Source organism: Pseudoflavonifractor sp. MSJ-30, assembly GCF_018918045.1.
Taxonomy (GTDB): Bacteria; Bacillota; Clostridia; order Oscillospirales; family Oscillospiraceae; genus Faecousia.
In genome coordinates, this window is record NZ_JAHLPU010000062.1 from 1 (window position 1) to 24,553 (window position 24,553).

A 24,553-nucleotide genomic window follows, 5' to 3' on the forward strand; every position below is an offset into this window, starting at 1 on the left:
TCCCGAGTGGCCAAAGGGGACAGACTGTAAATCTGCTGCTTATAGCTTCGGTGGTTCGAATCCACCTTCCCCCACCAACTCCGCACCAATTTTGGTGCGGAGTTTCTTTTGCTTTTGGGAGAATATGCGCTTTTCTCCTCTGAAAAGTTAGATGTTTCAGCGGCGGATCCTGCTTGACCACAACTATATTCCGGGAGTTGCGTGGGTATAGATAAAAAATTAAGGGAATTATCGCCGCCAGTTCTTATCCTGATAGGGCGTATTTTCAACTCCCTGACTGTTCAGCCGATGAACCATTTTGTCCAGAACGCCGCGCCATATATGTTTGAACCATTGGGTCCCGCCGAACCATTTTACGATGGTGGGGCTGACGGTGTAGTAAGTACGGATAAAGCCCCGGCCGAAGATGCTCTTCCCGAGGGTATTGTCCCGGAACCGCCGTAGGGTCCAGACCTGGGGACAGTCGTAGGAGCCGTACACACAGGTGGCGACATAGCAGCCGTCCGCAACATGGGGGCTGTTGTCCGTGTGGTAATAGGAGCTTTGGGAAAACCCTTTTATTTCCCGTTCCGTGATGTTCCCATCGTTATCATAGCGAACCAGACTGTCTCCGATTTCAGAGGTATGGCCCGTAACATTTCCGCTGGTGTCGTGATCTACATAGCCGCCGAACACGCCGGGGCTGCTGTAGCCGGTATAGTTGCCGTCATCATCGTAGTGGTAAATTGTACCGCCGGCGCCTTTCCTGCTTGTTGCCATCGTTTTTACCTCCCAAGTCTGTACTGTATTGCCTCATATAAGAAGCTTGTAAACATATTATAGCATGCCGGGAATAGAATGAAAATGGTCTGAAGCGCAAAATAGAAAGGGCTATTTGGAGCGCTGCAATATAGAAAATCGTTCTTTGCTGTTTTAAAATCCTGTGCTATACTATTAAAACAAACGGAGGGGCTTGCCTGACCGTGGGAATTGACCTTGCGAAAGAAAGAGGGAAAAAGTATGAAAGACAAAGCGGTGATTGTGACCGGCGGCAGCTCCGGGATCGGGCGGTGCGCGGCAGCGGCTTTGCGGGACTGCGGATATACTGTGTATGAGTTCAGCCGCAGAGATATTCCCCAGGCCGGTGTCAAGCACATGACGGTGGACGTTACGGATGAAAAAGCGGTAGAAGCGGCGACAGCCCAGGTGGCGGAGGAGGCCGCAATATATGCCGTGGTCAATTGTGCTGGCTTTGGTATTTCCGGTGCGGTTGAGTTTACGCAGACGGAACAGGCCCGGCGGCAGTTTGATGTCAATTTTTTCGGAACGGTTAATGTCAATAAGACGGTTCTGCCGATCCTGCGCCGACAGGGCGGCGGACGGATTATCAATATCAGTTCTGTGGCGGCGGCCGCGCATATACCGTTTCAGGCTTTTTATTCCGCCAGTAAGGCGGCGATCTCCTCCTATTCCTGTGCCCTGTACAACGAGGTGAAGCCATATGGTATCCGGGTAACGGTAGTGGAGCTGGGGGACATCCATACCGGATTTACAGACGCGAGACAGAAGAGTATTTTTGGCGATGAGGAATATGGCGGAAGAATATCCGGAAGTGTCAGCAGAATGGAAAAGGACGAGCAAAACGGCATGGATCCGGAGGATATCGGCAAGAGTATAGCGCATATTGTCGGGAAAAAGAATCCGCCTGCGGTGTATGTGGCAGGTGCGCGGTACCGATTTCTGAGCGTTTTGTGCAGAGTTCTGCCTACGGCGCTTCGCCAAAGAATCGTCGGCAGCCTGTACGGCTGAAACCATGGTGCGCCTGCGGCACATTTCGCTCTTCTGGGAGCTGGCATTTTCCGCAAGAGAATTAACAGGTGCGCACAAGAAGCGGAAGTCACGCAGAAATGTCCACGGACGAATGACGCCCGTGGATATTTTTATATCTGGCCGAATAAGTGCTGTTTATTGGACCTTTTCTTTTCTATCATAGAAGCACATAGAAAAAAGGCACATTTCTTGAATGGAGGCAGTACAATGGCATTTTTAATCAGCGGTTTCGGAAGAGCGCAGGCGGGCGGCCAGGAAACGGGTCCAGTGCGGGACAGCAAAACAATTGTACCGCGGAAGTCCGTGGTACAGGTCCAATTCCCCTGCTTTGGACACAGTCTTGCCTATTACAATGACCAATTCGACCTGCATCAGGGAGACCGAGTCTATGTGGATGGCAAGCTGGAAGGAGAGATTGGTATTGTCGCCTCGGTGGCCTACAACTTCAAAATCAAGCTTTCCGACTACAAACGGGTCATTGCCGTGGTGGATACCTGCGTTCACGGGCGGTTCTATATGGCAGGTTCCCATTTCGTGACCTTTGACCCGCATACCCTTCCGGCAGCTCAGGCTGCCCTCTGGTTCAGGGCACCCTCCGGAGAGGATGATGTCTACGAAAGCGGCAACGATGACACCGCTTTTCAACTGGACGATTTGCAGGGGATGGGCGCTGCTGGAGCAATTGCGGAACGCGGACAGAACTACTATATGGAAAACCGGGTACGTTACCTTTGCCTGAACGGGACCAAAGGCTATGCCATTGTGGAGGGTACGCGGGCGTACACGGTAGAATTTGAATATCAGAACGGCACGGTCCGAAATCTCCTGTGCGACTGTTATTGCAGCTATCCCTGCAAGCATGAGGTTGCCGCCATGCTTCAGCTTCGGGAAACTCTGGGATTGATCGAAAAGCAGTACGCCAGAGAATACGCTGCGTCCGGTTACTTCGCCGTCATTGCGAAGGGGACGCTGTTCGATTTCGCCATAGCAGGGAAGGAGAAGGGGAGCTTTACGCTGTAAGCAAATCATAAAATGCCGGAATATCCAATTCACTGCTTGCTGTTTCACCGTCTCATGCTATACTATAAATGGAAAAAGTCCATGCTGCTGTTGCAAGGCAGTAGCGGGGCGGAACGATAGAATAGAGTTGAGGCGTTTTTATGCCTGATTTTGCGCTGAACCGCATCCGCATCCTGAAAACCGGACTGGCGGGCCTGGACCGGTATTTGGATATGTCCATTCCGGAAAACGTCCTGTATTTTGATTGGACAGATGCAGGGTTATAATGTAATAAAAGATAGAAAGCTGGCAATCGTATGGATGATGTTTTCAGCCCTGTTCTGGATACAGGTAAAGAAATGCTCAGCGACGCGGTCCTTGCGCTGAATGCGAAAACAGATCGCGACGATGATACGCTCTGGCTGCCCCTGGTTGTGCATTTACGGGATACGGCGGAGGTGATGGAGTATTTGCTGCGGCACTGGCTGCCGGAGCAGTATTGTGAAGGCCTAGATTTGAGCCGGGAGGAATTCTTCCGGCTGGCTCTGTTCATCGCGTTAGTGCATGATATTGGCAAAGCGACACCATTTTTTCAGCGCAAAGTCACCCAGCGGCAGGAAACCTTGCGGTATCGCCTGGAGAAAAACGGGCTCACAGACCAGAGGATGGCATTGGAGAAAGAGCTGCCCCATGCGGCAACGGGAGCGGAAATTCTGCGTGCGGAAGGAGTGACAGAATGCGTGGCGGCTGTGGTCGGCGCACATCACGGAATGCCGGAGCAAATGCGTATCTCCTCTTTCAGCGAAGAATCTCCCAGCTCCTTTGGCTGGAATGGGCAAAGCCGGGATACCCTGTGGGGCGGCGTCCAAAGAGAGCTGATTGCATGGGCGTTGGACAAAATTGGCGTAGATAACGGTAGGGATTTGCCGGAGTGCACCATGGCGGCGCAGATGGCGCTGACGGGGCTTGTGATTATGGCAGACTGGATTGCCAGCAATACTGCTTTCTTTCCACTGATTCCGGAGGATACGCTGCCGCGGCAACATGACCCCGAGCGGGCAGAGAATGCCCTGCGAAGGCTGCATCTGCCGAGCCCCTGGGAGGTGTCCGACGATTGGAAAACACCATGGTTTTTCCTGAGTCGGTTTGGCTTCTCGGCAAACACCGTACAGAAAGAGACGGAAAAAATTGCGGTGGAAATGAAAACACCGGGGATCATGATTCTTGAAGCGCCTATGGGACAGGGAAAAACGGAGGCGGCGCTGTCCGCTGCCGAGATCCTGATGAACCGATTCCATCTGAGCGGTGCAGCGTTTTTCCTGCCCTCTCAGGCGACCTCCAACGCCATGTTTACAAGAATGACCGCATGGGCAAAGCAGCAGCCGGAGACCAGCGGAATTGCCGTATCGCTGGTGCATGGACAGGCAGAATTTAATGAGGAATTTCGTCAACTGGAAGCGGGCAGCGTTGCGGTGAATGAGTGGGAGCCGGATTCTCTGCTGGTGCATTCCTTCTTTCGGGGGCGCAAAACAAAGCTTCTGGCCAATCTGGTGGTCGGAACGGTGGATCAGCTTCTCATGGCGGCATTGCGGCAGAAGCACGTCATGCTCCGTCATCTGGGGCTGACCGGAAAAGTCGTGATTATTGATGAGTGTCACGCTTATGACGCCTATATGAATACCTATCTGGACTGTGCGCTGAAATGGCTCAGTGCTTACCATGTGCCGGTGATTCTTCTGTCGGCCACCCTGCCGGGAAAGCGGAGGGAGGAGCTGCTGAAAGCGTATTCCGGGGCAAAGAAGCTTCCATCTCCATTCAGGGAAACCCGGGAATATCCCTTAATCAGCTGGACGGAGGGCAATTGTCCCTACAAGGAAGCGATTGCACACGAAGGGGAAAGCAGAACCGTCCGGATTGAGAGAGCCACGCAAACACAGGCAATTGCGGAGTTGGGAAAAGCCATAACCTGTGGCTGTGCAGGATTCATTGTAAATACGGTGCGACGGGCACAGGAATTGTGGAACCTGTTGAAAAAAGCGTATCCGAATGCTACAATACTTATGGATCATTCTCAGTATTTGACTCCGGACCGCCTGCATCATGAGCAGGAGATTTTACGCCGGGTGGGAAAGACATCTACACCGGAACAGCGCAGGGGCGTTCTTGTCATCGGCACACAGGTACTGGAGCAGTCCCTGGATCTGGACTTTGACCTTCTGGTTACAGACCTTTGCCCAATGGATCTTCTGCTGCAGAGAATCGGCCGACTGCACCGCCATCCCAGGCAAAGGCCCTCCGGCCTGGAAACGCCCCGATGCCTGGTGCTGGGGGCACAGGAGGAGCTGGACGAGGGAAGCCGCCATGTCTACGGCGACTATCTGCTGCTGCGCACCCGGGCACTGCTGCCGGAAGAAATCCGGTTGCCTCAGGACATTTCACCGCTGGTGCAGAAAACGTATGATGAGACGCTGTGGTCCCCGAAAAGCAGCCCACAGTATGAAGAGGCGAAGAACTACTATCAGGAATTTCAAAAAAAGCAGCGAGGAAGGGCAAATAGCTACTGTATGGCAGCTCCATCCCGGGATGGATTCTTTGATACCATTGTTGGTTTGCTGGACGACACCTTCGGATTTACGGATTTGCAGGCACAGGCCGCCGTCCGGGACGGCGCTGCGGCGATTGAGGTATTGGTGGTTCAGCAGTGCGACGATGGCTGGATCAGGCTTCTGGCCCAGAGCGCAGAGGACCGATTCCGTGCCGACACGCAGCCCAGTGCTGAGCAATGCCGAATTCTTGCAGCCCAGCGTCTCCGATTGCCGGCCTATCTTGGCAACTCCTATTGTGTGGATGCGGTCATCGGGGATTTGGAAAAGCGGATGAAGCAAGCGCTGCCTATATGGCTGCAAGCGCCTATGCTGCAGGGAGAACTGTTTATGATTCTGGGCTCGGACGGAACGGTGGAGCTTAACGGGAAGAAATTTTATTATGATTTGCAAACCGGATTCGCAGAAAAGGAGAAAGAAAATGTCTGAAATTGCCTTTAACCTGTTGGATGAGCCCTGGATTCGGCTTATGGGGGAGGACTGCGCGGTGCGAGAGTGTACACTGCCCCAGGCCCTGCTGGAAAGTCACCGTTATCGACGTTTGGCAGGGGAACTGCCAACGCAGGACGTGGCGATCCTGCGCCTCCTGCTGGCAGTGCTTCACACGGTTTTCTACCGTGTAGATCTGGACGGAGAAGAAGACCCCATCGAGGAGCCGACCCAGGCGCTGCAGCGCTGGCAGCGGCTATGGAAGGCTGGATGCTTCCCTGAAGCGCCCATTCGGAACTATTTGAAAGAATGGAAGGAACGCTTCTGGCTGTTTCATCCCGAGCATCCCTTTTTCCAGGTCCCGTCTGCGGCGGCGGGCACCCAATATACCGCAGCCAAGTTAAATGGAGAGCTGTCGGAAAGCAGTAATAAGGTGCGGTTGTTTCCGGTTCGCGCAGGACAGGATAAAAACGGCTTGAGTTATGCAGAGGCGGCAAGGTGGCTTGTTAATCTGAATGGCTTTGATGATACCTCCGCAAAACCAAAGGGGAAGGGCTTGCCTTCGCCGGGAGCTGGCTGGCTGGGAAAGCTGGGCCTTGTCTACGTGGAGGGAAAAACGCTTTTTGAAACATTGATGCTGAATTTGACACTGCTTAAGGACGGCAGACAGCTTTGGGAGGAACCAGCTCCTGTGTGGGAATTGGATAAGCCAAGAGGGGCTGAACGGACGGAAATTGCAATGCCCAATAACCAGGCAGAGCTGCTCACTTTACAGTCACGTCGGCTGCTGCTCATTAGAGAGAATGCGCAGGTTGTGGGATATGCGTTGCTGGGTGGCGATTTCTTCTCCAAAATCAATGCGGACGCAGAACAAATGACCCTGTGGGAGTATCGTGAGGGAAAGAAAAACGTACCACCTTACAACCAACCAAAACGGTTAAAACCGGATCGGCAGATGTGGCGGGATTTCTCCGTAATCACGGCCGCAGAGGGAAAGGGAAAAATACCCGGTGTTATGAGCTGGGTCCTGTTATTAAAATCCAAAAGAATTCTGGACAGTAAGTTCGTTGCACATTTCCGGGCAGCGGGCGCAAAATACGGAGATAAAGATTTCTTCGTTGAGGATGTTTTGGAGGACCATCTGGATTTCCATGTTTCCCTTTTAGAGGAAGCGGGCAAGCTGTGGGACAAGCTGGTGCAGGATGAGATCGCACAGACTGAGAAAGCGGCATGGCATCTGGGTATGCTGGCAGAGAACCTTTTCAAGGCAGCTGGTGGGCAGCCGGACAGCAATGCCCAAACTTCCAGAAAAGATTTGGCAAGCCAGACATATTACGGGCAGGTGGATATTCCCTTCCGGAAATGGCTGGCCTCCATCGATCCGGATTTGGGTGATGGGGAGACGCGCCGGGCGGAAAAGGATGCCCGGTGGCGCAGGGAGGCCTACCGAATCGCACTGGAACAGGGAAGAAAGATGGTTCAAAATGCAGGGCAGGCGGCGTTTACAGGACGCTGGATAGACGGTACATTCTATTCCTCTCCTGATGCGTTCAACTATTTTTCCTGGCAGTTGAAAAAGCTGTTCAAGATAGAAAATTCAATGAAGGAGGAAGCAGATGAAAAACCGTAAAGAGCAGGTAATGGCCTTTGTGCGAAAAAGACTCCTGTACTGGCAGTCGGAAACAAACATACATCTGGTCCGGGCGGATATGGCGAATTTGCGCCGTGGGATTGGCAAGAGGCCCGGGGAATTGCCGCAGCTGTGGGAGCTCCTGTTTCGGGACTTCCCGGAGGAACTGATGAGCCGGGATGGAAACCCTACCTGGGAGGAGTGGGCAGTATCCGGTGCGCTGACGCTGTATGCCATGCACCAGCAGGGCAGTGAACAGAATGTGCACGTCAGCGGAAAGCGGCTCGGAATTGCAATCGGAAGCCTGGCAGCGGGGGACGAGGACAGAATGAAGGCAGTTCAGCGCCGGTTCAATGCCTTTGCCACCGCAAAAGAAATGCCGGAGTGTCTGCATCATCTGCGGGGATTGGTGCAGCTTCTGCGCAGCGAGGGAATTGGGCTGGATTATGCGGAGTTAGCGGGCGATTTATATGAATTCCAGACGCCGGAGGGAGCCGCTAAGGTTCGCCTGCGTTGGGGACAAGATTTTTACCGGACTGCCCGGTGTCAAGAAAGAAAGGATGAAGAAAATGTGTAATCAGAAAAGAATCTATGTGGACCTGCATGTGCTACAGACCGTTCCCCCCAGTTGTGTGAACCGGGACGACACCGGCAGCCCCAAAACCGCCATCTATGGCGGTGTGACCCGCGCCAGAGTATCCAGTCAGGCATGGAAACGTGCGGTGCGGCTGAAATTCCGGGAGCTGCTGTCCCAGGAGAATGTGGGACAGAGAACAAAAGCGGTGGTTGATCTGGTTGCCAGGGAGGTTATGGTGGTCTGCCCGGAGTGCAGCGAGAAACAGGCTCAGGATTCCGCAAGAAAGGTGCTGGAAGCAGCCGGGGTCAAGGTCAAGGAGGATAAGGATAAGCTGAAAACGGGAGCACTGTTCTTCATTAGTCCCAATCAGATCCACGCCTTGGCGGAGATTGCTGCAAAGCAGGAAAAAGCGCTGAATAAGGCTGAATGCCAGAAGGCACTAAAAGATAATCCGAGTGTAGACATTGCACTGTTTGGACGCATGGTGGCGGACGATCCTTCATTAAATTTCGATGCCGCCGCGCAGGTTGCCCATGCGATCTCTACCCATGCGGTAGAAAATGAATTTGATTACTTCACGGCGGTGGACGATTGCGCTCCGGAGGATAATGCCGGTGCCGGACATCTTGGGACGGTGGAATTCAATTCCTCCACCCTGTATCGCTACGCAACGGTGAACGTGGGAGAGCTGCAAAACATGCTGGGGGAGAAAGCCCCGGAGGCTGTGCGGGCCTTTGCCGATGCCTTCATTCGCAGCATGCCAACAGGCAAGCAGAATACCTTTGCCAACTGGACCCGCCCGGATGCGGTGTATGTGACCGTCCGCCGGGACCAGCCGGTCAATATGGCCGGTGCTTTTGAAAAACCTGTGCGTGCTGGTGCCCAGGGCTACGTTGCCAATTCTGTACAGGCTTTGGCGGACTATGCCGCGGAGACATACCGTGATTTCGTAGCTGCGCCGGTGCTGTCTCTGGCTGCGGGAAAGGGACTGGATGCGCTGGCAGTGCCCGGCTCTGTGGATGCTCTGCTGGATGGACTGGAAGCCTGGTTGAAAGAGGAAACAAAATGAGCACGCTGCTGCTACGTCTTGCAGGGCCTATGCAGTCCTGGGGGACGGACTCCAAATTTGATGTGCGCAGAACCCAGCGGGAGCCGAGCAAAAGCGGCGTAATCGGTTTGGTCGCCGCCGCCTTGGGAATTCCTCGGCAGGATCGGCAGGCGCTGGCGGCGCTGGCCTGCCTGCGCTTCGGCGTTCGTGTGGACCGGGAGGGCACTCTGCTGCGGGACTACCACACAGCCCATACGGAAAAGGGAAGTGCCTATGTCACCAACCGCTATTACCTGGCGGATGCTGTCTTTGTGGCGGGGCTGGAAAGTGAGGATGGGGCTCTGCTGGAAAGAATAGGGCAGGCCCTGGCTTCGCCGGCATTCCCGCTGTATCTGGGGCGGCGCTCCTGCCCGCCCACAGGAAGGATTTTCCTGGAAATTTCCCGCAACCCCCTGGAGGAAGCCCTGCGAGAGGATGCGCCGCCTTCTGCCTGCCGTCTGGTGCTGGATGCCAGGGCAGGGGAGCCGGGTGGACTTCAGCGGGATGTTCCGCTGTCCTTTGACCCGAACCGCCGGGAATACGGCTTCCGCCGGGTGTATTCCTGCCCGCTGCATTCTGCTGCCGAGCATGATCCTATGGCAGAACTGGAGGAATAACGATGTATTTAACGCAAATGCGCCTTGACATAAATAACCGCCGAACTTTGTCCGCACTTGCCTCCCCTGCCAAATTTCACGGCGCGGTCGAGAGTGCTTTTTCAGGGCAGCGGCAGAGAAATTTGTGGCGGATCGACAGCCGGGGCGCTCAGAATTACCTTTTGATCCTGAGCGGGGAAAAACCGGATATCACCCAGGCGGTGCAGCAATTTGCCCCGCCGGGAGAGACTTGGCAGACAAAGGATTATACCCAGCTTCTGAATCGCATCAGCCAGGGCAGCCGCTGGCAGTTCCGCCTCTGCGCGAATCCCACCTACAGCGTCCCGGCGGGGCCGGGACAGCGGGGACGGGTGTGTGCCCACAGCACACCGGAGCACCAGGCCGCATGGCTGGAACGGCAGAGTGAAAGGCATGGATTTGTTCTGAAGAAGGATGAATTTGCAGTTATGAAATCGGTTTGGTATCGGTTCCGAAAGGGGAACACCGGGAAAAATGTGACGTTTCTGGCAGTGACCTACGAGGGATACCTGGAAGTCAGGGATCCGGAACTGTTCTGCAGGATGCTTTGCAGCGGAATTGGGCACGGGAAGGCCTATGGCGCAGGCCTGATGACCCTGGTGCGGGCGGAGAAATGATATGGCAGACATACCTGGAATCATTCGCCCGGAGCTGCAGGCATTGCCTCAGATAGCGGATCGCATGACGTTTTTGTACTTGGAGCACTGCGTGCTGAACCGGCAGGATGGCGCCATCACCGCAACCGATGACCGGGGCACGGCCTTTGTGCCGGCGGCGGCCATCAGTGTTCTGCTGCTGGGGCCGGGAACCAAAGTGACCCATCGGGCAATGGAATTGATTGGGGATGCCGGTGTCAGTGCCCTGTGGGTGGGAGAGCACGGCGTGCGGTATTATGCCGGTGGCCGCGCACTGACCCATCGGGCGGGACTGCTGATTCGGCAGGCAGAGCTGGTCAGCAATACTCGGCTGCGGCTGGGGGTTGTGCGGCAGATGTACAGTATGCGCTTCCCGGATGAGGATGTGTCCCAGCTGACGTTACAGCAGCTGCGGGGCAGAGAAGGTGCCAGAATCCGGGCGGTATATCGTCAGGCTTCGAAAAAATGGAATGTGCCATGGAACGGCCGGGATTATGACCCGGAAAATTTCTCCGATGGCGACCCTGTCAATCAGGCACTGTCTGCCGGGCACGCCTGCCTGTACGGCGCGGCGCATGCGGTGATTCAGGCATTGGGCTGCTCCCCTGGGCTTGGATTTGTCCATACCGGCCATGAGTGCTCCTTTGTGTACGATATGGCGGACCTGTATAAGGCGGACATTACGATCCCACTGGCCTTTGAATTGGCGGCGTCCGTGTCAAAGGAGGAGATCGCCTCCGCTATGCGCCGCCGTACCCGGGATGCAATGACCGATTACCATCTTATGGAGAAGATGGTGCGGGATATTCAAACGCTGTTTGCCAGGAATGGCGAACCGATTGTAGAGGCAAATGCCGTATACCTGTGGGACGACAAGGTTGGACAGGTGGAAAATGGCCATTCCTACGGCACGGAGGGGCAACTATGATCGTCGTGACCCTGACGGACTGCCCGCCGAGATTGCGTGGGGATTTATCCAAATGGCTTCTGGAAATCAGTACCGGCGTCTATGTGGGACAACTGAACAAACGGGTGCGGGAGGAACTCTGGAAACGCATTTGCGATAACCTGCCCAGGGGACGGGCGACCATGGTGTATTCTGCCAATAATGAACAGCATATGGAATTTCTCCTGCACAACACGGTTTGGCAGAGCGTGGATTTTGAGGGGCTGACGTTGATCATGCGCCCCGGGGCGGCAGAGCCGGAGCAGAATTGCAAAGCGGTGCCCAGCAAGGCGGCCGTTGCGCAGATGGTTCAGCGGGAACGTGCAGGACACGTCCAAAAAGAGAAAAAGAGCGGCTATGTCGTCATCGACGTGGAAACCACCGGATTGGATCCGGAGCATAGTGAGCTTCTGGAAATTGGCGCGGTGCGCATTATTGACCATAATATTTCCGAAAAATTCTCTGCCCTGATTCGCACAAAACAGCCGGTTCCAAGGGAAATTACGCTATTGACCGGTATTACCCAGCAAATGTCGGAGGAGGGAAGCGAATGCGCAAAAGCACTGGAGGCATTCTGGAGTTTCCTCGGAAGCAGCGCAGTCATAGGGCACAATCTAAGTTTTGACCTGGCATTTTTGAAAAAGGCCAGTGCAGAGACAGGGACCCCTGTCGGGAGAAATTCCTGCATTGATACACTGAGCCTGGCTCGCCGGAAAATTCGGGACATTACAGACTATAGATTAGAGACGCTGGCGGACTATTTTGACATAAAGCCGGAGCGGTTTCACCGAGCCTTGGAGGACTGTTGTACCACATTCCGGATTTATGAGAAACTCAATGAAATCTGAGACGCACGGGATCAAAAGTTCTGAATTTTCTAGGACTTTTTTAGTCTTTTCCCCGCACACGCGGGGGTGATCCTACAGTTGGGGCGGCTCTTCTCTGATTTACAACCTTTTCCCCGCACACGCGGGGGTGATCCTAGCGCTCTTTTTCATATTGGATCTCCTTCCGACTTTTCCCCGCACACGCGGGGGTGATCCTTTCGTCAAGAATTGCATAATAGACCGCCAAAACTTTTCCCCGCACACGCGGGGGTGATCCCTACCACTATAGCATCGGTCAAAACAGCTGGACCTTTTCCCCGCACACGCGGGGGTGATCCCGCAATAAATGTAATCGTCAATGCCGTGTTCAACTTTTCCCCGCACACGCGGGGGTGATCCCAAACTCGGGCATGTTATCGTCACAAGCCTTGACTTTTCCCCGCACACGCGGGGGTGATCCCTATTGCAACTACTGCCGATCATATGACAATGCCTTTTCCCCGCACACGCGGGGGTGATCCCACGCCACCGTAGGTGTCCGCAATGGTCACAGCCTTTTCCCCGCACACGCGGGGGTGATCCTAAGGCTAACTCCGGTTCTGCTGCGCTGAATGCCTTTTCCCCGCACACGCGGGGGTGATCCCAAAATCCGTGAATTGAGCCTGAGAAGAATGAACTTTTCCCCGCACACGCGGGGGTGATCCCCCGGGAATCGGGCGGCTGCGGTATACCGGCGACTTTTCCCCGCACACGCGGGGGTGATCCCCAGTTTTGGGCAGACATCTTCTGCCAGATTCGCTTTTCCCCGCACACGCGGGGGTAATCCCGATCCCGGCCTCCCAAACTGTGCTGCCTGGGCCTTTTCCCCGCACACGCGGGGGTGATCCTGGCACCAACATGACCATCATGCAGACCGGCAACTGTTCCCCGCACACGCGGGGAAAAATCCCAGGTAATGACAATGGTGCCCATGCCACAAACACTACTGGCTTTTACGGGAAGACCAGCACTGGAAAAACCACAGTCTACGGATTGATCGCTCCGGAATGCGGCTGCATGAAGGATAGCTTTCCTGTTAAAGAATGAGAGAGGAGAATTCGATGCCATTTGAAATTGTCCGCAGCGACATCACGAAGATTCAGGCGGATGCCATTGTGAATCCCACAGACAGCCGCTTTTCCGGCTCCGGCGGGGCGGACTATGCCATTCACAAAGCGGCAGGCCCTCTTTTGAGACAAGCATGCGAAAAGGCCGGAACACTGCACCAGAGTGAAATTGCGGTGACGGATGGGTATGACCTGCCTTGCCGATATGTATTTCACACCATGGGGCCAATCTGGACCGGCGGAAGAAAAAATGAGGCGGCGCTGCTGCGGGCGTGCTATTTGAACGCCCTGCTGAAGGCCGGGGAAATGGGGCTTTCCTCCGTTGCCTTTCCGCTGATTTCCTCCGGAACATTCGGATTCCCAAAGGATCAGGTGCTTTCCATTGCCACCATGGCTATTCGGGACTATCTGACTGTGACGGACGGGGAACTGCGGGTATTGCTCTGCGTCTATGACAAGACCGCCTATGAGATCAGCCAACGGCTGGAACTGGAACGGTTTCTGTGTTTTGCACGAGAGACACGATTGAATCTTCAGGTCCCGATCAGCCGCCGCTTCAAAGGGGTGGCAATGTCGGAAATGGCGGCGCCCACCTGCCATGAGGCCATGCCCTGTGAAGCGCCCCAAAGTTTGAACGATTGGCTGAAGCAGCAGGACGACACCTTTGCGGTGACCCTTTTGAAGCTCATTGACCGGAAGCATATGACGGAGGTCCAGTGCTACAAGCGGGCCAACGTCAGCAAAAAGACGTTCTGGAAAATCAACAACGACCCCAAATACAAGCCCAGCAAGCCTACTGTGCTTGCCTTCGCCATTGCGCTGGAGCTCAATTTGCAGGAAACAGAGGATTTGCTGCGAACGGTTGGATTTTCCCTGTCCCACAGCAGCACCTTTGATATGATCATCGAGTTTTACATCCGTCAGGGCATCTACGATATTTACGAGATCAACGCCGCACTCTATCAATTTGACCAGGTCTGCCTGGGCTGCTAAGGGAACCTCTGAATAAATCGTCTACGGCTGTGAGCGAATCTTTTCCGCCCACTCTTCGGTACCGGAAATGGGAAATACATACAGTATTCCGCCGTTTCCGGTACCTCGATTGGCCAAAAAATCTTTCGCTCACAGCTCTTGCCGATTTAATCAGAAGTTCCCTAAGGTCTCCCGCCGGGAGACCAAAGTGGAGAGACGATACAGTATAATGAGGCCACAAGGTTGCAAAACACCTGCGGCCTCATTCTTTATGTATGGAGGAATTGAAAATGAGACAGAACTTAACAGAGATCGTATTTATTCTCGACCGCAGCGGCTCCATGGCGGGGCTGGAAAAGGATACTATCGGCGGCTTCAATGCCATGATGGAAAAGCAGAAGAAAGAGCCCGGCGAAGCGCTTATTTCCACGGTGCTTTTTGACAACAACACGCAGGTGATCCACGACCGTGTGCCGCTGGAACAGATGGAGCCGCTGACGGAAAAGGAATACTTTGTCCGGGGCTCCACGGCCCTGCTGGACGCGGTAGGCGGCGCCATTCACCACATCGGCAACGTTCACAAGTATGCCCGGGAAGAGGACCGGCCGGAAAAGACCCTTTTCGTCATCACCACCGACGGCATGGAAAATGCCAGCCGCCTTTACAGCTATGACCGGGTCAGGGCTATGATCCGGCGCCAGCAGGAGAAATACGGCTGGGAGTTCCTGTTTCTGGGAGCCAATATCGACGCCGCTGAGGAGGCCGGACGGTTTGGCATCCGCCCCGAGTGCGCTGCCGACTACCGCGCCGACAGCCAGGGCACGGAAGTGATCTATGCGTCCATTTGTGAGGCTGTCCACCAGGTCCGCGGCAGCGCGGCGCCCCTGGAGGCCGGATGGAAGCGGAAAATCGACCGGGATTTCAAGGAGAGGAGCAAGTAATATGTACGGCGCGATTTTAGGCGATATCATCGGCAGCCCCTATGAATTCGACATGGGGGAGAAAACCAAAGAATTTCCGCTGTTTTCGCCGCAATCCCAATTTACAGACGACAGCGTAATGACTTTGGCTGTGGCGGATGCGTTGATGGACAGCACCCCGGAAGATGAGAACCAGACAATTTGCGAAAGACTTGTAAGGTCTATGCAGTGCTTCGGAAGAAGGCACCCTGATGCCGGATATGGCTGTATGTTCCAGAGCTGGCTGCGGGAGAAAGATCCCCAGCCCTACGGCAGCTTCGGCAACGGTTCGGCCATGCGGGCATCTGCGGCAGGGTGGCTGTACGATGATTTGGAAACCACCTGCCGGATGGCAAGACTGACCGCCAGAGTTACCCACGACCACCCGGAGGGCGTCAAGGGTGCGGAGGCTGTGGCGGCGGTCATTTATCTGGCAAGAACCGGCAGCGGGAAAGAAGAAATCAGGGCCTATGTGCGCGCACACTTCGGCTATGATCTCAGCCGAACCTGTGACGAAATTCGCCCTGACTACCATCACGTGGAGACGTGCCAGGAAACTGTTCCGGAGGCCATTACCGCATTTCTGGAGGGCGAGGATTTTGAGGAGGCCATCCGCAATGCTGTCTCTCTGGGCGGGGACTGTGACACATTGACTTGTATCGCAGGTTCTATGGCAGAAGCCTTCTACGGTATTCCGAAAAATCTCAAGCAGGAAGTCTTAACCAGACTGCCGGAGGACCTGCGGGCGGTGCTGGAGCGATTTGAAAGAAAACGGCCATCTGCGGACTAGGACAGCAGGGGCAGAAACACGGATACGTCTTTCGTCTTCACATGGCGGCGGATTGCCAAAGAATAGCAATAAGGTTTGGCAGCAGGAGCGGACAGAGCGCTCCTGCTGTTTTGCACGGTTCTGATAAACGCGAATACGACGGTTTGCCTTGCGTCCCTTACAGACAGGCACTTCCCGGAAATTCAGCCTGTCCCGTCGGAATATCCGTGGGAAATGGGGAATAGGGTAGCAGCGAGGTGAAGAGTATGCTTACAAGCGTCTGGCTGCTGCTGAGCAGTCTGTTTTATTCCCTGCAGCTTCACTCCGGCAGCTTTCCCAAGCCATTGAGTGCCGAGGAAGAACGACATTATCTGGAATTATCCGCTCAGGGAGATCTGGAAGCGAGGAATATACTGGTGGAGCGAAATCTGCGGCTGGTTGCCCATGTGATGAAAAAATATTATAGTCAGTCCGCGGATCAGGAGGATCTGATTTCCATCGGCACCATCGGACTGATCAAAGGGATTACCACCTTTGATACCTCCAAGGGAGCACGGCTGGCCACCTATGCGGCCCGGTGTGTGGAGAATGAGATCCTCATGCACTTCCGCTCCCTGCGGAAAAGTGCTCAGGATGTATCGCTGTCTGACTACATAGAGACGGGGGCGGATGGGGCGCCGCTGGAACTGATGGATGTGATCTGTGAGGATTGTGATCTTCTGGAGCAGGTCAGTGACCGGGAGTCTGTATCCCGGCTGCGGAAAGCAATCGACCGATGCCTGACGGCGCAGGAGCGGCGGGTGGTCGAGCTGCGCTATGGGCTTGGCGGGCGGGAACCGCTGCGGCAGCGGCAGGTGGCGGAAAAGCTGGGCATCAGCCGCAGCTATATTTCCCGCATTGAAAAGCGGGCCTTGCAGAAGCTGCGGAAGGAACTGGAGTGACCCCGCAAAAAAATCGGGGCCGTAAATCACGGCCCTGATATTTGGTATACGGAAACCCGCGTTCGTTTGGCTACAGGTATTTTCCTGTGATGCTGTCCGGGCTGGCCTTGATCTCCTCCGGCGTACCGGAAGCGACGATCCGGCCGCCGGACGCACCGCCGCCGGGGCCCATGTCGATCAGGTAATCCGCGTTGCGGATCACGTCCAGGTCATGCTCGATGACAATGACTGTCGCGCCGTTGTCCAGCAGCGCCTGGAAGACCCTGAGAAGCACCCGGACATCCAGCGGATGCAGGCCGATGCTTGGTTCATCGAAGATAAAAACGGAATCCGTCTGCTGCCTGCCAATCTCACTGGCCAGCTTCAGCCGCTGGGCCTCGCCGCCGGAAAGGCTGGGCGTTTCTTCGCCCAGCGTGAGATAGCCAAGCCCCAGCTGCTCCAGAACGGCCAGCTTCGGACTGACGGTTTTCATATCCTTGCAGAATGTCAGGGCTTCATGGATGTCCATGTCCATCAGCTCCGGCAGAGAGGCGCTGCGGCCCTCCTTGTTCGGCAGCTTTACGGCGTAGGCGTTCCGACCGTAACGGGAGCCCCGGCAGTCCGGACAGGGGATGTCCACATCCGGCAGAAATTGAACGTCCAGACTGACCACACCGGTGCCGTCACAGCCGGGGCAGCGCAGGGAGCCTGTATTGTAGGAAAATTCGCTGGCCTTATACCCCCGGGCTTTGGCGTCCGGTGTTTTGGCGAAGAGTTTGCGCAGTTCATCATGAACGCCGGCGTAGGTGGCAACAGTGGACCTGACGTTGATGCCGATGGGGGTGGCGTCGATGAGCTTTACATGGGCAATGCCTTCCGCGGAGACGGCCCGGATGTGTTTGGGCAGCTTTTCGCCGTTTATATTCGCATCCAACGCGGGAATCAGGCTTTCCAACACCATGGTGGTTTTGCCGGATCCGGATACGCCGGTGACGACGGTCAGCCGTCCCTTGGGAAAGTCCGCTTCCAGCGGCTTGACCGTGTGGATCTGAGATGTGGCGAGACGGATATGGCCGAAGCGGAACAGTTCTTCTTTTGAAGCCCGCTGCCGCAGTTCGGTTTCGGCGGTTCCGGAGAGATAAGGGCCGATCTGGGATGCGGGGTTTTGGATAATGGCGGGAATGGTCCCCTGGGCTATGACCCGGCCGCCCCCGGCGCCTGCCTGGGGGCCCATTTCCACGATCCAGCCGGATTCCTTCAGAATTTGCGTGTCATGGTCGACCAGAATGACGGAATTCCCATCGGCGACCAGATCGTGCATGACTCCGGTGAGCCCAACGATATTGGAGGGGTGCAGACCAATGCTTGGTTCATCCAGTACATAGAGCACTCCCGTGGTGCGGTTTCGAACGGCTCTGGCCAGCTGCATTCGCTGGCGCTCGCCGGTGGAGAGCGTGGCGGCAGAACGGTCAAGGGTCAGATAGCCCAGCCCCAGGTCCAGCAGCCGCCGGGCAGTGCTCTGGAAGGCGGCGCAGATGCTGTCCGCCATGGGGCGCATCTGCGTTGGAAGACTCTCCGGAACACCATGTACCCAGTCTGCCATCTGGGAAAGGGTCATGGCGCAGGCTTCGTCCAGGGAGAGCCCCCGGAGTTTTGGGGCCCGGGCGGCGGCAGACAGGCGGGTACCATGGCATTCCGGGCAGATGTCCTCTTTCAAAAACTTTTCCACCCGCTTCATGCCTTTCTCGTCCTTGACCTTGGCAAGCGCGTTTTCCACAGTATAGACGGCGTTGAAGTAGGTGAAGTCCAGTTCTCCCGCCTGATTGCTGTTTTTGGGGTGGTAGAAAATGTGCTTTTTCTCCGCCGGGCCGTGATAGACAATGTCCTTTTCCCGGTCCGTCAGTTCCCGGAAGGGGACGTTGGTGCGAACGCCCATCTCCCGGCACACGTCCGTCATCAGGGACCACATCAGGCTGTTCCAGGGGGCGACGGCGCCTTCGTCAATGCTGAGAGAATCGTCCGGAACCAGAGAGTCCAGGTTCACCCTGCGGACGCTGCCGGTGCCGCCGCATTTTGGGCAGGCGCCCTGGGAATTGAAGGCCAACTCTTCGGCGGAGGGAGCGCAGAAGCGCACCCCGCATTCGGGGCAGATCAGCTCTTTCCCGGCGGCCACCAGCAGAGAAGGGGGGACATAGTGCCCGTTGGGACAGCGATGGCTGGCAAGCCGGGAATACATGAGCCGCAGGCTGTTCAGCAGCTCCGTACCTGTGCCAAAGGTGCTGCGGATGCCGGGGACGCCGGGCCGCTGATGCAGGGCCAGTGTGGCAGGCACATAGAGAACCTCGTCCACGGCGGCGTTAGCCGCCTGAGTCATCCGGCGGCGGGTATAGGTGGACAGGGCTTCCAGATACCGGCGGGATCCTTCCGCATAGAGGACTCCCAGGGCCAGCGAGGATTTCCCGGACCCGGACACACCGGCAATGCCTACAATCCGGTTCAGGGGAATATCCACATCGACATTTTTCAGGTTGTGTACCCGCGCTCCCCGGATCTGAATGGCAGTGGGTGCGGATGCGGGACGGTTTTCTTCCATGGGCGTGCTCCTTGTAATGAGGTTGAGAGTATTATACGACTTCAAAAAGAAAAAGTCTATAGAGAAGAAAACAGGCATTCAAGGCACCTCGCCAATCGATTGCCGGCGGGTTTCTCAGGAGCTTTAGCGTAAGCCTCTATGAACAGGCGATTGACGCGTACAGTGCCAGATTCGAGAATCTGCCGTTTATAAACGACATTGTAAAAAATGCAGTCCTGCTTGATAGCTTTGGATTAAAGAACGGAAAATCGCCTAACTCTTTGCTGATGCACAGTTTGTATGCTGTGGCGGATGTTGGTAACGGACAGGAAGTTGCTAAATTGCTAGTTGAGGAAATGAATGACCCCAGCAGCGGAACAACGAAAAAGAGATCTTACCAACCCCAGAATATAGAAAAAGCATTTGCCGCAAGTGTTAGAGTTCAAGGCAAAGCCCCTAGCTCCGTCACAAATACGGCAAATGCTGTCCGTACCATAGCAGTTTTGTTTTCCAATGTCAAGCAAAAAGATAGACCCGTTTATTCCAACACATCCGACGCATCAATCTCCGGCCCCATATCGGGCAGAACATCGAAGAAATCCATGCGATGCTCCCGGGCATATCGCTGGGCATAAGACCCGTCCCACACATAGAGCCGCAGATTTTCACAGTTCCAGAAGGAATTTGATCCAATCACCGTGACGCTCTCCGGAATCGTAACCGCGGAAAGCTGCTGGCATCCGGCGAAGGCGAATTCTCCAATTTCTACCGTTCCTTCCGGAACCTCGTAGGTATCTCCCGGCCTGCCGCAGGGGTAGACGAGCAGCCTGGTGCCGGTTTGATCAAACAGCACACCGTCTATAAGGGAAAAATCAGGATTCTCCGGGGCCAGCTTCAGCTCCAGCTGGGCAAAGTCAAAGGGATTTCCCACTATGGAGGCAACGCTGGCCGGTATGGTCACATCCGTCAGGTCATTGCAATTTTCAAAGGCGTGGGTTCCGATTTCCAGAACGCCTTGCGGAATCGCATAAGCGCCCGCCTTGTTGCTGGGGCAGGCGATCAGCCGGGTGCCGTCTTTGTTAAAAACGACCCCATCCACCACAGAAATTGCCGGATTCTGGGGGGAAACCATAATTTCCGCAGCCAGATGCCGGAAGGGATTGCCTTCTATGGATGTGACGCTGTCCGGGATGGTGAGCCGGGTCAGACTGCCGCACATGAGAAATGCACTGTCGCCAATAGATGTGACTCCCTCCGGGATGTTGATCCGCGTCAGGTTCACACACTGACCAAAGGCCCCCTTGCCAATGGTACGAAGCGTTTGGGGAAGCGCTACATCCACAAGAGTTTCACAGCCCCAAAAGGCAGAATCCGGAATGTCGGTAATGCCGTCCGCAATCTGAACGATGGAAATTCCCTCCGGCATATCCCCAAAGGGCACCGCCTCGGCATTTTCCAGAAAGGAGACTACTTCCATGGTCCCGGTTTCTTCCCAGAGAACATACGCCCAGTTTCCAAGCCGGTGAACTTCCTTTTCTTCCCCGCAGGTCACGCATTTGCGGTTTTCCCAGGTATGTTCATGGGGCTGGGGGCCTGTCTTGGCGCAGCCGGGCAAAAGCAGGGCTGCCAGAATAAGCAAAACGCAGATTCTTCTCTGTTTCATGTTTCCTCCTGCCAGTTGATCCCCTTCGTGGGCCAGCCAAGTTTATCGAAATATGTTTTCAAGCGGCAGTCCGCCGAAAGAAGGGTTTCATAAAATGTCAGATGCGCAATGTGATAGCCGCCGCGCAGGACTACCAGGCTGACTGCCTGTCCGTCAAAAATCAGGAACTCCAAAATTCTGCTGTCCCATTCCCGGTCGCCGGAATCGAAGGTCGGGATGCTTGTATAGCTTACAAGGTCCTGCGCTGTATGTATGTCGGGCTTATCGCAAACCAAAGCCGCCGCATAGGCTGCAATGGCCGGTACCATCACAGACGCCGCACTTCAAATACCCTTGGCCATGACAGGTATTGCATTTACCGGAGGTGCAATAGCAAGGCTTCAGTGTTCCGCTGATTGTCATATAGGAGCCGGTGCCGCCGCACTTTGTGCAGCTTCCGGCGAAGCACTTGGAGCCTGGACACGGCTTTCGGCCGCTGCCACCGCACTTTTGGCAGCTTCCGGAACCCAGACACTTGTCACAGATTCTCTTACCTGAGCCGCTGCCGGAAGAGTTGGTGGATGAGCCGGATTTGGAAGAGTCGATATTTTCGCCGGAGGGCAGCGCAGAAGTCGCCTCGCCGCTAACGGTTTCTTTGCTGTCATGATTGCAGCTATATGCCATAGCGCCGCTGCTGTAATGACCGTAATCCTTACGTGTCAATGTGCCGCTGGGATCGCCCTGCTGACTCCACTGCCAGTAGGTTCCGTGGCCATTGCAGTAGTAGTCCTTTACTTCGCCAATATAATAGGAGTAGTTGTAGCACAGCATCCCATAGCCCTGCCAGGTATCACCGCTGAGCAGACCGGAATACCAGCGTCCGCCTAAGTCACTGGAGATCCGGCTGGCCATTGTCCAGTCAGAGCCTGTCACTTCAGTATCCGGGTCCGCTTCCCGGTACACATAGACGCCCTTTCCCTTCACCGCTCCGTCTTTGAATTCGCCATAGAAGGTCCCGCCGTCCTGAAAATCCAGCGAACCAAAGCCACAAGGCTCTCCGTCCTTCATCATGCCCACATAAACCATATCCGTCCCGTTATAGTGGGGTGTGCTGCCGGATTTTGGCTTTTCCATCACATAACTGGTGCCGTCGCTCCAGGTGAATGACCCATCCACCGTTTTCCCGCTGGCATATGTATAGGTACCTTTCCCGCTGGGATGGCCGTTTTTGAAGCTGCCGGTATAAGTGCCGCCGTAGGTAAAGGTCAGCGTTCCCTGCCCGCTGGGCTCTTTGTTGGACAGCTCTCCTTCGTAAGTGCCGCAGGTTTCCCCCTTCCACTGTCCGCACGCATATAGAAAAGGGACTTTGCTTTTTGAGGTGGAGCCGCTGAGGCACCCCCACAGGCAGACGATGCAGGTAAGCAGTGAAATTAGCTTTTTCATATTGATTAACTCCTTTTTCCACAGATTTCTAAATCATTCCATCCAATATCTATTTGACCGGCTCCAGTATCCCCGCATTCCGCAGCTCATTGAGGAGATCGTATTCTACATATCCCACATCATCCGTAACGTAAATATTCGGTTTGGTGTCGATGGCGTAGATGCGACTGATAAAGAACAGAGCTACAAGAAGGAGTATAACCGTGTTTGCGCCTACGCACAGGCAATGGGCAAAAAGAAAGCCTACGCAATTGTAGCAGGTTGGTTTGTGGAGCAGTTTCCCAAGTATCGCACGGAACCTTTCTACTATTTCAATAACCATCCTACGCTCATTCCCTTTCAGCCCAGCAACAACAAGGAAAATTCAGAGTCGGAATTGGCCGCCACGGGAACCGAGGGCTAATAACCGCCACAACATAGGAGAAAACCCCAACGGTTTTCCTTTCCTAAAATTATAAAAGACGAGAAAACCTTTGGGGGTACAGATTATGAATTTAGCGGTAATGTATTTGGAAAAGCGGGTCTATTCCCGGCAGGAAATGGCTGAATTATTCGACTTGAATCTTGCGGACAATCGGCATTTCAAAAGGAATCTTGAAAGAAAGCTTCAAAACCTGGGTTATGGCTACAGATATTCTACGGCAAGCGTGGAGATCACCCACATTCCCACCACAGACGTGGAACGGCTAAAGATGATTCTGATAGTCGTTTTCGGCCTGGACGTTCAGACTGACCCCTATGCGTTCAGCTGCTTTCTTTGCGCCTTTGATGATATTCCCGGCTTTGAGAGTATGCCGTGGGAAGAACGGGCCGACGCATTCTATCGGGAGTATGGACTTAGCGTTGCCGCCAGAACATTGTCTAATTGGTGCTGTAAACTTTTCAACGAATCCATTGCGGCAAAAAGTGAAGAACGTACCTTTTGGAAAACCGAAAATGCTAATGGAGTCCTTGTTCGCTCTCCGATTGCCTCCGATGATGAAAAAATGCGGCAATACTATGAGGAAAGGTTTGCGCTGGTACAGGAATTTCAAAAAAAGTACCAGGAGGACGGTCTTTCGCCCAAAGAGGCTTGGCAAAATGCGTGGAGCGAGGCTATCCATCGGATGTGGGAAAAGTATCATTGCTGCTATTATTCCTGCCAAACAATCCTTTTAGGGGCATTTTCCCTGGATGAAAGAATCATTCTTCAAGATATTTACGAATTATCCAGAAACATTCGAGGAGAATTGTTCCAACAGCAGCAGAAAGAGGACGGCTTCAAGTTCTAATTGGGCAATTCCAAACAATTTCTTTACAATAAAGCACATTTCTAATAGAAAAGAATACGGAGGTATCACAATGACGTTATTAGATGATTGCTACAGAAAAGTACCCGAATACTACGACTGGATGTATCTTGACGGCTTCACGCCCGATGAAATTCTATACGCCTTTCACAAGAAAATGGACAGGGAGCAGGCAGAACGGGAAGCACTTGCGGATTCCGGTATTACCGTTAAGAATAAAAGCGAGGTGAAAATCAAGTGAGAATTGACCGCACCCGTGAGAGGGAGACAGAAAAGGAAAAGAAGAAAAAGCAGCAGTCCATTTTGGAGAAAGAGATTTTCAGCATTATGGAAAAATCTATGGAAGCCGCTTTGGATAAAGCCGTGGACGATCTTTTGAAGGATTGGAACAAAGAAATCAAGATTAAACTATGACTAGACAATTTTATAAGAACCCCCCAAGGGTTTTCCGCTGTATTATTTTTTAGGAGTGGAAAACCTTTGGGGGGATTTTTTGTTTTACTGGGCCGCAAACAGTCAGGTATTCCGACTTCTGGATTGCGGTTTGCTCTTCGTGGGAGCGCAGGGCACGCCTTTTTCCTTTTGGCGGGAAATCGTCTGGCTTTCCCGAAATATACGCCCCACCCTGTTTAATCAAACATTTGGTTTCGTCTACACTTTTGGAACAGCCAAAAGGGAGCCGAACAGGCGGGAAAAGCGGGAAA

25 protein-coding genes and 1 CRISPR repeat array are annotated in these 24,553 nt (G+C 54.4%); of the genes, 20 read left to right on the forward strand and 5 right to left on the reverse strand.

Translation table 11 applies throughout. The features are described from left to right. Positions 1-228: 228 nt before the first annotated feature. Entirely contained in the window at positions 229-759 is a 531-nt protein-coding gene (locus KQI10_RS09985) for a CFI-box-CTERM domain-containing protein (RefSeq protein ID WP_216567259.1), read from the reverse strand. Between the two features lie 240 nt (positions 760-999). On the opposite strand from KQI10_RS09985, the gene KQI10_RS09990 reads away from it, so the two are divergent. From KQI10_RS09990 to sigK, 15 genes are all read left to right on the forward strand, one after another. Beyond that, positions 1,000-1,788 carry an SDR family oxidoreductase gene (locus KQI10_RS09990; protein ID WP_216567260.1) on the forward strand — a complete coding sequence of 263 codons (789 nt, stop codon included), beginning with the start codon at positions 1,000-1,002 and terminating at the stop codon, positions 1,786-1,788. Positions 1,789-2,016: 228 nt separating this feature from the next. Then, a complete protein-coding gene (locus KQI10_RS09995; RefSeq protein ID WP_216567261.1) occupies positions 2,017-2,829 on the forward strand; it encodes an SWIM zinc finger domain-containing protein in 813 nt (270 codons plus the stop codon). 140 nt (positions 2,830-2,969) lie between these two features. Then, the gene (locus KQI10_RS11835) at positions 2,970-3,095 is read left to right on the forward strand and encodes a hypothetical protein (RefSeq protein WP_256445314.1); all 126 of its coding nucleotides are present in this window, start codon (positions 2,970-2,972) and stop codon (positions 3,093-3,095) included. Positions 3,096-3,125: 30 nt separating this feature from the next. Further along, positions 3,126-5,840 carry a CRISPR-associated helicase Cas3' gene (cas3, locus tag KQI10_RS10000; protein WP_216567262.1) on the forward strand — a complete coding sequence of 905 codons (2,715 nt, stop codon included), beginning with the start codon at positions 3,126-3,128 and terminating at the stop codon, positions 5,838-5,840. Beyond that, positions 5,833-7,470 carry a type I-E CRISPR-associated protein Cse1/CasA gene (casA, locus tag KQI10_RS10005; RefSeq protein WP_216567263.1) on the forward strand — a complete coding sequence of 546 codons (1,638 nt, stop codon included), beginning with the start codon at positions 5,833-5,835 and terminating at the stop codon, positions 7,468-7,470. Before cas3 ends, casA begins: the two co-directional genes overlap by 8 nt. Next, positions 7,457-8,047 carry a type I-E CRISPR-associated protein Cse2/CasB gene (casB, locus tag KQI10_RS10010; protein WP_216567264.1) on the forward strand — a complete coding sequence of 197 codons (591 nt, stop codon included), beginning with the start codon at positions 7,457-7,459 and terminating at the stop codon, positions 8,045-8,047. Before casA ends, casB begins: the two co-directional genes overlap by 14 nt. After that, entirely contained in the window at positions 8,040-9,116 is a 1,077-nt protein-coding gene (gene cas7e, locus KQI10_RS10015) for a type I-E CRISPR-associated protein Cas7/Cse4/CasC (protein WP_216567265.1), read from the forward strand. Before casB ends, cas7e begins: the two co-directional genes overlap by 8 nt. Next, positions 9,113-9,751, forward strand: coding sequence for a type I-E CRISPR-associated protein Cas5/CasD (cas5e, locus tag KQI10_RS10020; RefSeq protein ID WP_216567266.1), 639 nt, complete (start codon positions 9,113-9,115; stop codon positions 9,749-9,751). The genes cas7e and cas5e overlap by 4 nt, the downstream gene beginning before the upstream one ends. Before the next feature lie 2 nt (positions 9,752-9,753). Beyond that, positions 9,754-10,386 carry a type I-E CRISPR-associated protein Cas6/Cse3/CasE gene (cas6e, locus tag KQI10_RS10025; protein WP_256445315.1) on the forward strand — a complete coding sequence of 211 codons (633 nt, stop codon included), beginning with the start codon at positions 9,754-9,756 and terminating at the stop codon, positions 10,384-10,386. Position 10,387: 1 nt separating this feature from the next. Beyond that, entirely contained in the window at positions 10,388-11,332 is a 945-nt protein-coding gene (gene cas1e, locus KQI10_RS10030; protein WP_216567267.1) for a type I-E CRISPR-associated endonuclease Cas1e, read from the forward strand. After that, the gene (gene cas2e, locus KQI10_RS10035) at positions 11,329-12,198 is read left to right on the forward strand and encodes a type I-E CRISPR-associated endoribonuclease Cas2e (protein ID WP_216567268.1); all 870 of its coding nucleotides are present in this window, start codon (positions 11,329-11,331) and stop codon (positions 12,196-12,198) included. The genes cas1e and cas2e overlap by 4 nt, the downstream gene beginning before the upstream one ends. A 45-nt stretch (positions 12,199-12,243) precedes the next feature. After that, positions 12,244-13,125: direct repeats of the CRISPR family, unit length 28 nt; unit sequence CTTTTCCCCGCACACGCGGGGGTGATCC. 152 nt (positions 13,126-13,277) lie between these two features. Next, complete coding sequence (locus tag KQI10_RS10040; protein ID WP_216567269.1) at positions 13,278-14,276, forward strand: macro domain-containing protein; 999 nt, start codon at positions 13,278-13,280, stop codon at positions 14,274-14,276. A 269-nt stretch (positions 14,277-14,545) separates the two neighbouring features. Continuing rightward, the gene (locus tag KQI10_RS10045) at positions 14,546-15,196 is read left to right on the forward strand and encodes a hypothetical protein (protein ID WP_216567270.1); all 651 of its coding nucleotides are present in this window, start codon (positions 14,546-14,548) and stop codon (positions 15,194-15,196) included. A 1-nt stretch (position 15,197) separates the two neighbouring features. Then, positions 15,198-16,004 (forward strand): ADP-ribosylglycohydrolase family protein, encoded by an 807-nt coding sequence (locus tag KQI10_RS10050; RefSeq protein WP_216567271.1) that lies wholly within the window; start codon positions 15,198-15,200, stop codon positions 16,002-16,004. 245 nt (positions 16,005-16,249) lie between these two features. Next, positions 16,250-16,924, forward strand: coding sequence for an RNA polymerase sporulation sigma factor SigK (gene sigK, locus KQI10_RS10055; protein ID WP_216567272.1), 675 nt, complete (start codon positions 16,250-16,252; stop codon positions 16,922-16,924). A gap of 70 nt (positions 16,925-16,994) precedes the next feature. On the opposite strand, the gene KQI10_RS10060 is transcribed toward sigK, so the two are convergent. Beyond that, positions 16,995-19,496 (reverse strand): excinuclease ABC subunit UvrA, encoded by a 2,502-nt coding sequence (locus KQI10_RS10060; RefSeq protein WP_216567273.1) that lies wholly within the window; start codon positions 19,494-19,496, stop codon positions 16,995-16,997. A gap of 149 nt (positions 19,497-19,645) precedes the next feature. On the opposite strand from KQI10_RS10060, the gene KQI10_RS11990 reads away from it, so the two are divergent. After that, the gene (locus KQI10_RS11990; RefSeq protein ID WP_371818404.1) at positions 19,646-20,110 is read left to right on the forward strand and encodes a hypothetical protein; all 465 of its coding nucleotides are present in this window, start codon (positions 19,646-19,648) and stop codon (positions 20,108-20,110) included. On the opposite strand, the gene KQI10_RS10070 is transcribed toward KQI10_RS11990, so the two are convergent. Genes KQI10_RS10070 through KQI10_RS10080 form a run of 3 tightly spaced genes read right to left on the reverse strand, consistent with a single transcriptional unit; the run spans position 20,014 to position 22,560 of the window. After that, complete coding sequence (locus KQI10_RS10070; RefSeq protein WP_216567274.1) at positions 20,014-21,138, reverse strand: leucine-rich repeat domain-containing protein; 1,125 nt, start codon at positions 21,136-21,138, stop codon at positions 20,014-20,016. The genes KQI10_RS11990 and KQI10_RS10070 overlap by 97 nt on opposite strands. After that, complete coding sequence (locus KQI10_RS10075) at positions 21,135-21,446, reverse strand: hypothetical protein (RefSeq protein ID WP_216567275.1); 312 nt, start codon at positions 21,444-21,446, stop codon at positions 21,135-21,137. The genes KQI10_RS10070 and KQI10_RS10075 overlap by 4 nt, the downstream gene beginning before the upstream one ends. After that, entirely contained in the window at positions 21,400-22,560 is a 1,161-nt protein-coding gene (locus KQI10_RS10080; protein ID WP_216567276.1) for a hypothetical protein, read from the reverse strand. Before KQI10_RS10080 ends, KQI10_RS10075 begins: the two co-directional genes overlap by 47 nt. On the opposite strand from KQI10_RS10080, the gene KQI10_RS10085 reads away from it, so the two are divergent. From KQI10_RS10085 to KQI10_RS10100, 4 genes are all read left to right on the forward strand, one after another. Beyond that, on the forward strand, positions 22,529-22,963 hold the full coding sequence (locus KQI10_RS10085) for a hypothetical protein (RefSeq protein ID WP_216567277.1): 435 nt from the start codon (positions 22,529-22,531) through the stop codon (positions 22,961-22,963). The two genes, KQI10_RS10080 and KQI10_RS10085, sit on opposite strands and share 32 nt — an antisense overlap. Before the next feature lie 85 nt (positions 22,964-23,048). After that, positions 23,049-23,831: a hypothetical protein gene (locus KQI10_RS10090; RefSeq protein WP_216567278.1), complete on the forward strand. Its 783-nt coding sequence runs from the start codon at positions 23,049-23,051 to the stop codon at positions 23,829-23,831. A 70-nt stretch (positions 23,832-23,901) separates the two neighbouring features. Next, on the forward strand, positions 23,902-24,090 hold the full coding sequence (locus KQI10_RS10095; protein ID WP_216567279.1) for a hypothetical protein: 189 nt from the start codon (positions 23,902-23,904) through the stop codon (positions 24,088-24,090). Then, positions 24,087-24,263 (forward strand): hypothetical protein, encoded by a 177-nt coding sequence (locus KQI10_RS10100; RefSeq protein ID WP_216567280.1) that lies wholly within the window; start codon positions 24,087-24,089, stop codon positions 24,261-24,263. Before KQI10_RS10095 ends, KQI10_RS10100 begins: the two co-directional genes overlap by 4 nt. Positions 24,264-24,553 lie beyond the last annotated feature (290 nt).

Bases quoted from the DNA above. Each gene is read 5' to 3' on its own strand.
- KQI10_RS09985 (WP_216567259.1), bottom strand. From the start codon at position 759: ATGGCAACAAGCAGGAAAGGCGCCGGCGGTACAATTTACCACTACGAT.
- KQI10_RS09990 (WP_216567260.1), top strand. From the start codon at position 1,000: ATGAAAGACAAAGCGGTGATTGTGACCGGCGGCAGCTCCGGGATCGGG.
- KQI10_RS09995 (WP_216567261.1), top strand. From the start codon at position 2,017: ATGGCATTTTTAATCAGCGGTTTCGGAAGAGCGCAGGCGGGCGGCCAG.
- KQI10_RS11835 (WP_256445314.1), top strand. From the start codon at position 2,970: ATGCCTGATTTTGCGCTGAACCGCATCCGCATCCTGAAAACCGGACTG.
- cas3 (WP_216567262.1), top strand. From the start codon at position 3,126: ATGGATGATGTTTTCAGCCCTGTTCTGGATACAGGTAAAGAAATGCTC.
- casA (WP_216567263.1), top strand. From the start codon at position 5,833: ATGTCTGAAATTGCCTTTAACCTGTTGGATGAGCCCTGGATTCGGCTT.
- casB (WP_216567264.1), top strand. From the start codon at position 7,457: ATGAAAAACCGTAAAGAGCAGGTAATGGCCTTTGTGCGAAAAAGACTC.
- cas7e (WP_216567265.1), top strand. From the start codon at position 8,040: ATGTGTAATCAGAAAAGAATCTATGTGGACCTGCATGTGCTACAGACC.
- cas5e (WP_216567266.1), top strand. From the start codon at position 9,113: ATGAGCACGCTGCTGCTACGTCTTGCAGGGCCTATGCAGTCCTGGGGG.
- cas6e (WP_256445315.1), top strand. From the start codon at position 9,754: ATGTATTTAACGCAAATGCGCCTTGACATAAATAACCGCCGAACTTTG.
- cas1e (WP_216567267.1), top strand. From the start codon at position 10,388: ATGGCAGACATACCTGGAATCATTCGCCCGGAGCTGCAGGCATTGCCT.
- cas2e (WP_216567268.1), top strand. From the start codon at position 11,329: ATGATCGTCGTGACCCTGACGGACTGCCCGCCGAGATTGCGTGGGGAT.
- KQI10_RS10040 (WP_216567269.1), top strand. From the start codon at position 13,278: ATGCCATTTGAAATTGTCCGCAGCGACATCACGAAGATTCAGGCGGAT.
- KQI10_RS10045 (WP_216567270.1), top strand. From the start codon at position 14,546: ATGAGACAGAACTTAACAGAGATCGTATTTATTCTCGACCGCAGCGGC.
- KQI10_RS10050 (WP_216567271.1), top strand. From the start codon at position 15,198: ATGTACGGCGCGATTTTAGGCGATATCATCGGCAGCCCCTATGAATTC.
- sigK (WP_216567272.1), top strand. From the start codon at position 16,250: ATGCTTACAAGCGTCTGGCTGCTGCTGAGCAGTCTGTTTTATTCCCTG.
- KQI10_RS10060 (WP_216567273.1), bottom strand. From the start codon at position 19,496: ATGGAAGAAAACCGTCCCGCATCCGCACCCACTGCCATTCAGATCCGG.
- KQI10_RS10070 (WP_216567274.1), bottom strand. From the start codon at position 21,138: ATGAAACAGAGAAGAATCTGCGTTTTGCTTATTCTGGCAGCCCTGCTT.
- KQI10_RS10075 (WP_216567275.1), bottom strand. From the start codon at position 21,446: ATGGTACCGGCCATTGCAGCCTATGCGGCGGCTTTGGTTTGCGATAAG.
- KQI10_RS10085 (WP_216567277.1), top strand. From the start codon at position 22,529: ATGCAGGTAAGCAGTGAAATTAGCTTTTTCATATTGATTAACTCCTTT.
- KQI10_RS10080 (WP_216567276.1), bottom strand. From the start codon at position 22,560: ATGAAAAAGCTAATTTCACTGCTTACCTGCATCGTCTGCCTGTGGGGG.
- KQI10_RS10090 (WP_216567278.1), top strand. From the start codon at position 23,049: ATGAATTTAGCGGTAATGTATTTGGAAAAGCGGGTCTATTCCCGGCAG.
- KQI10_RS10095 (WP_216567279.1), top strand. From the start codon at position 23,902: ATGACGTTATTAGATGATTGCTACAGAAAAGTACCCGAATACTACGAC.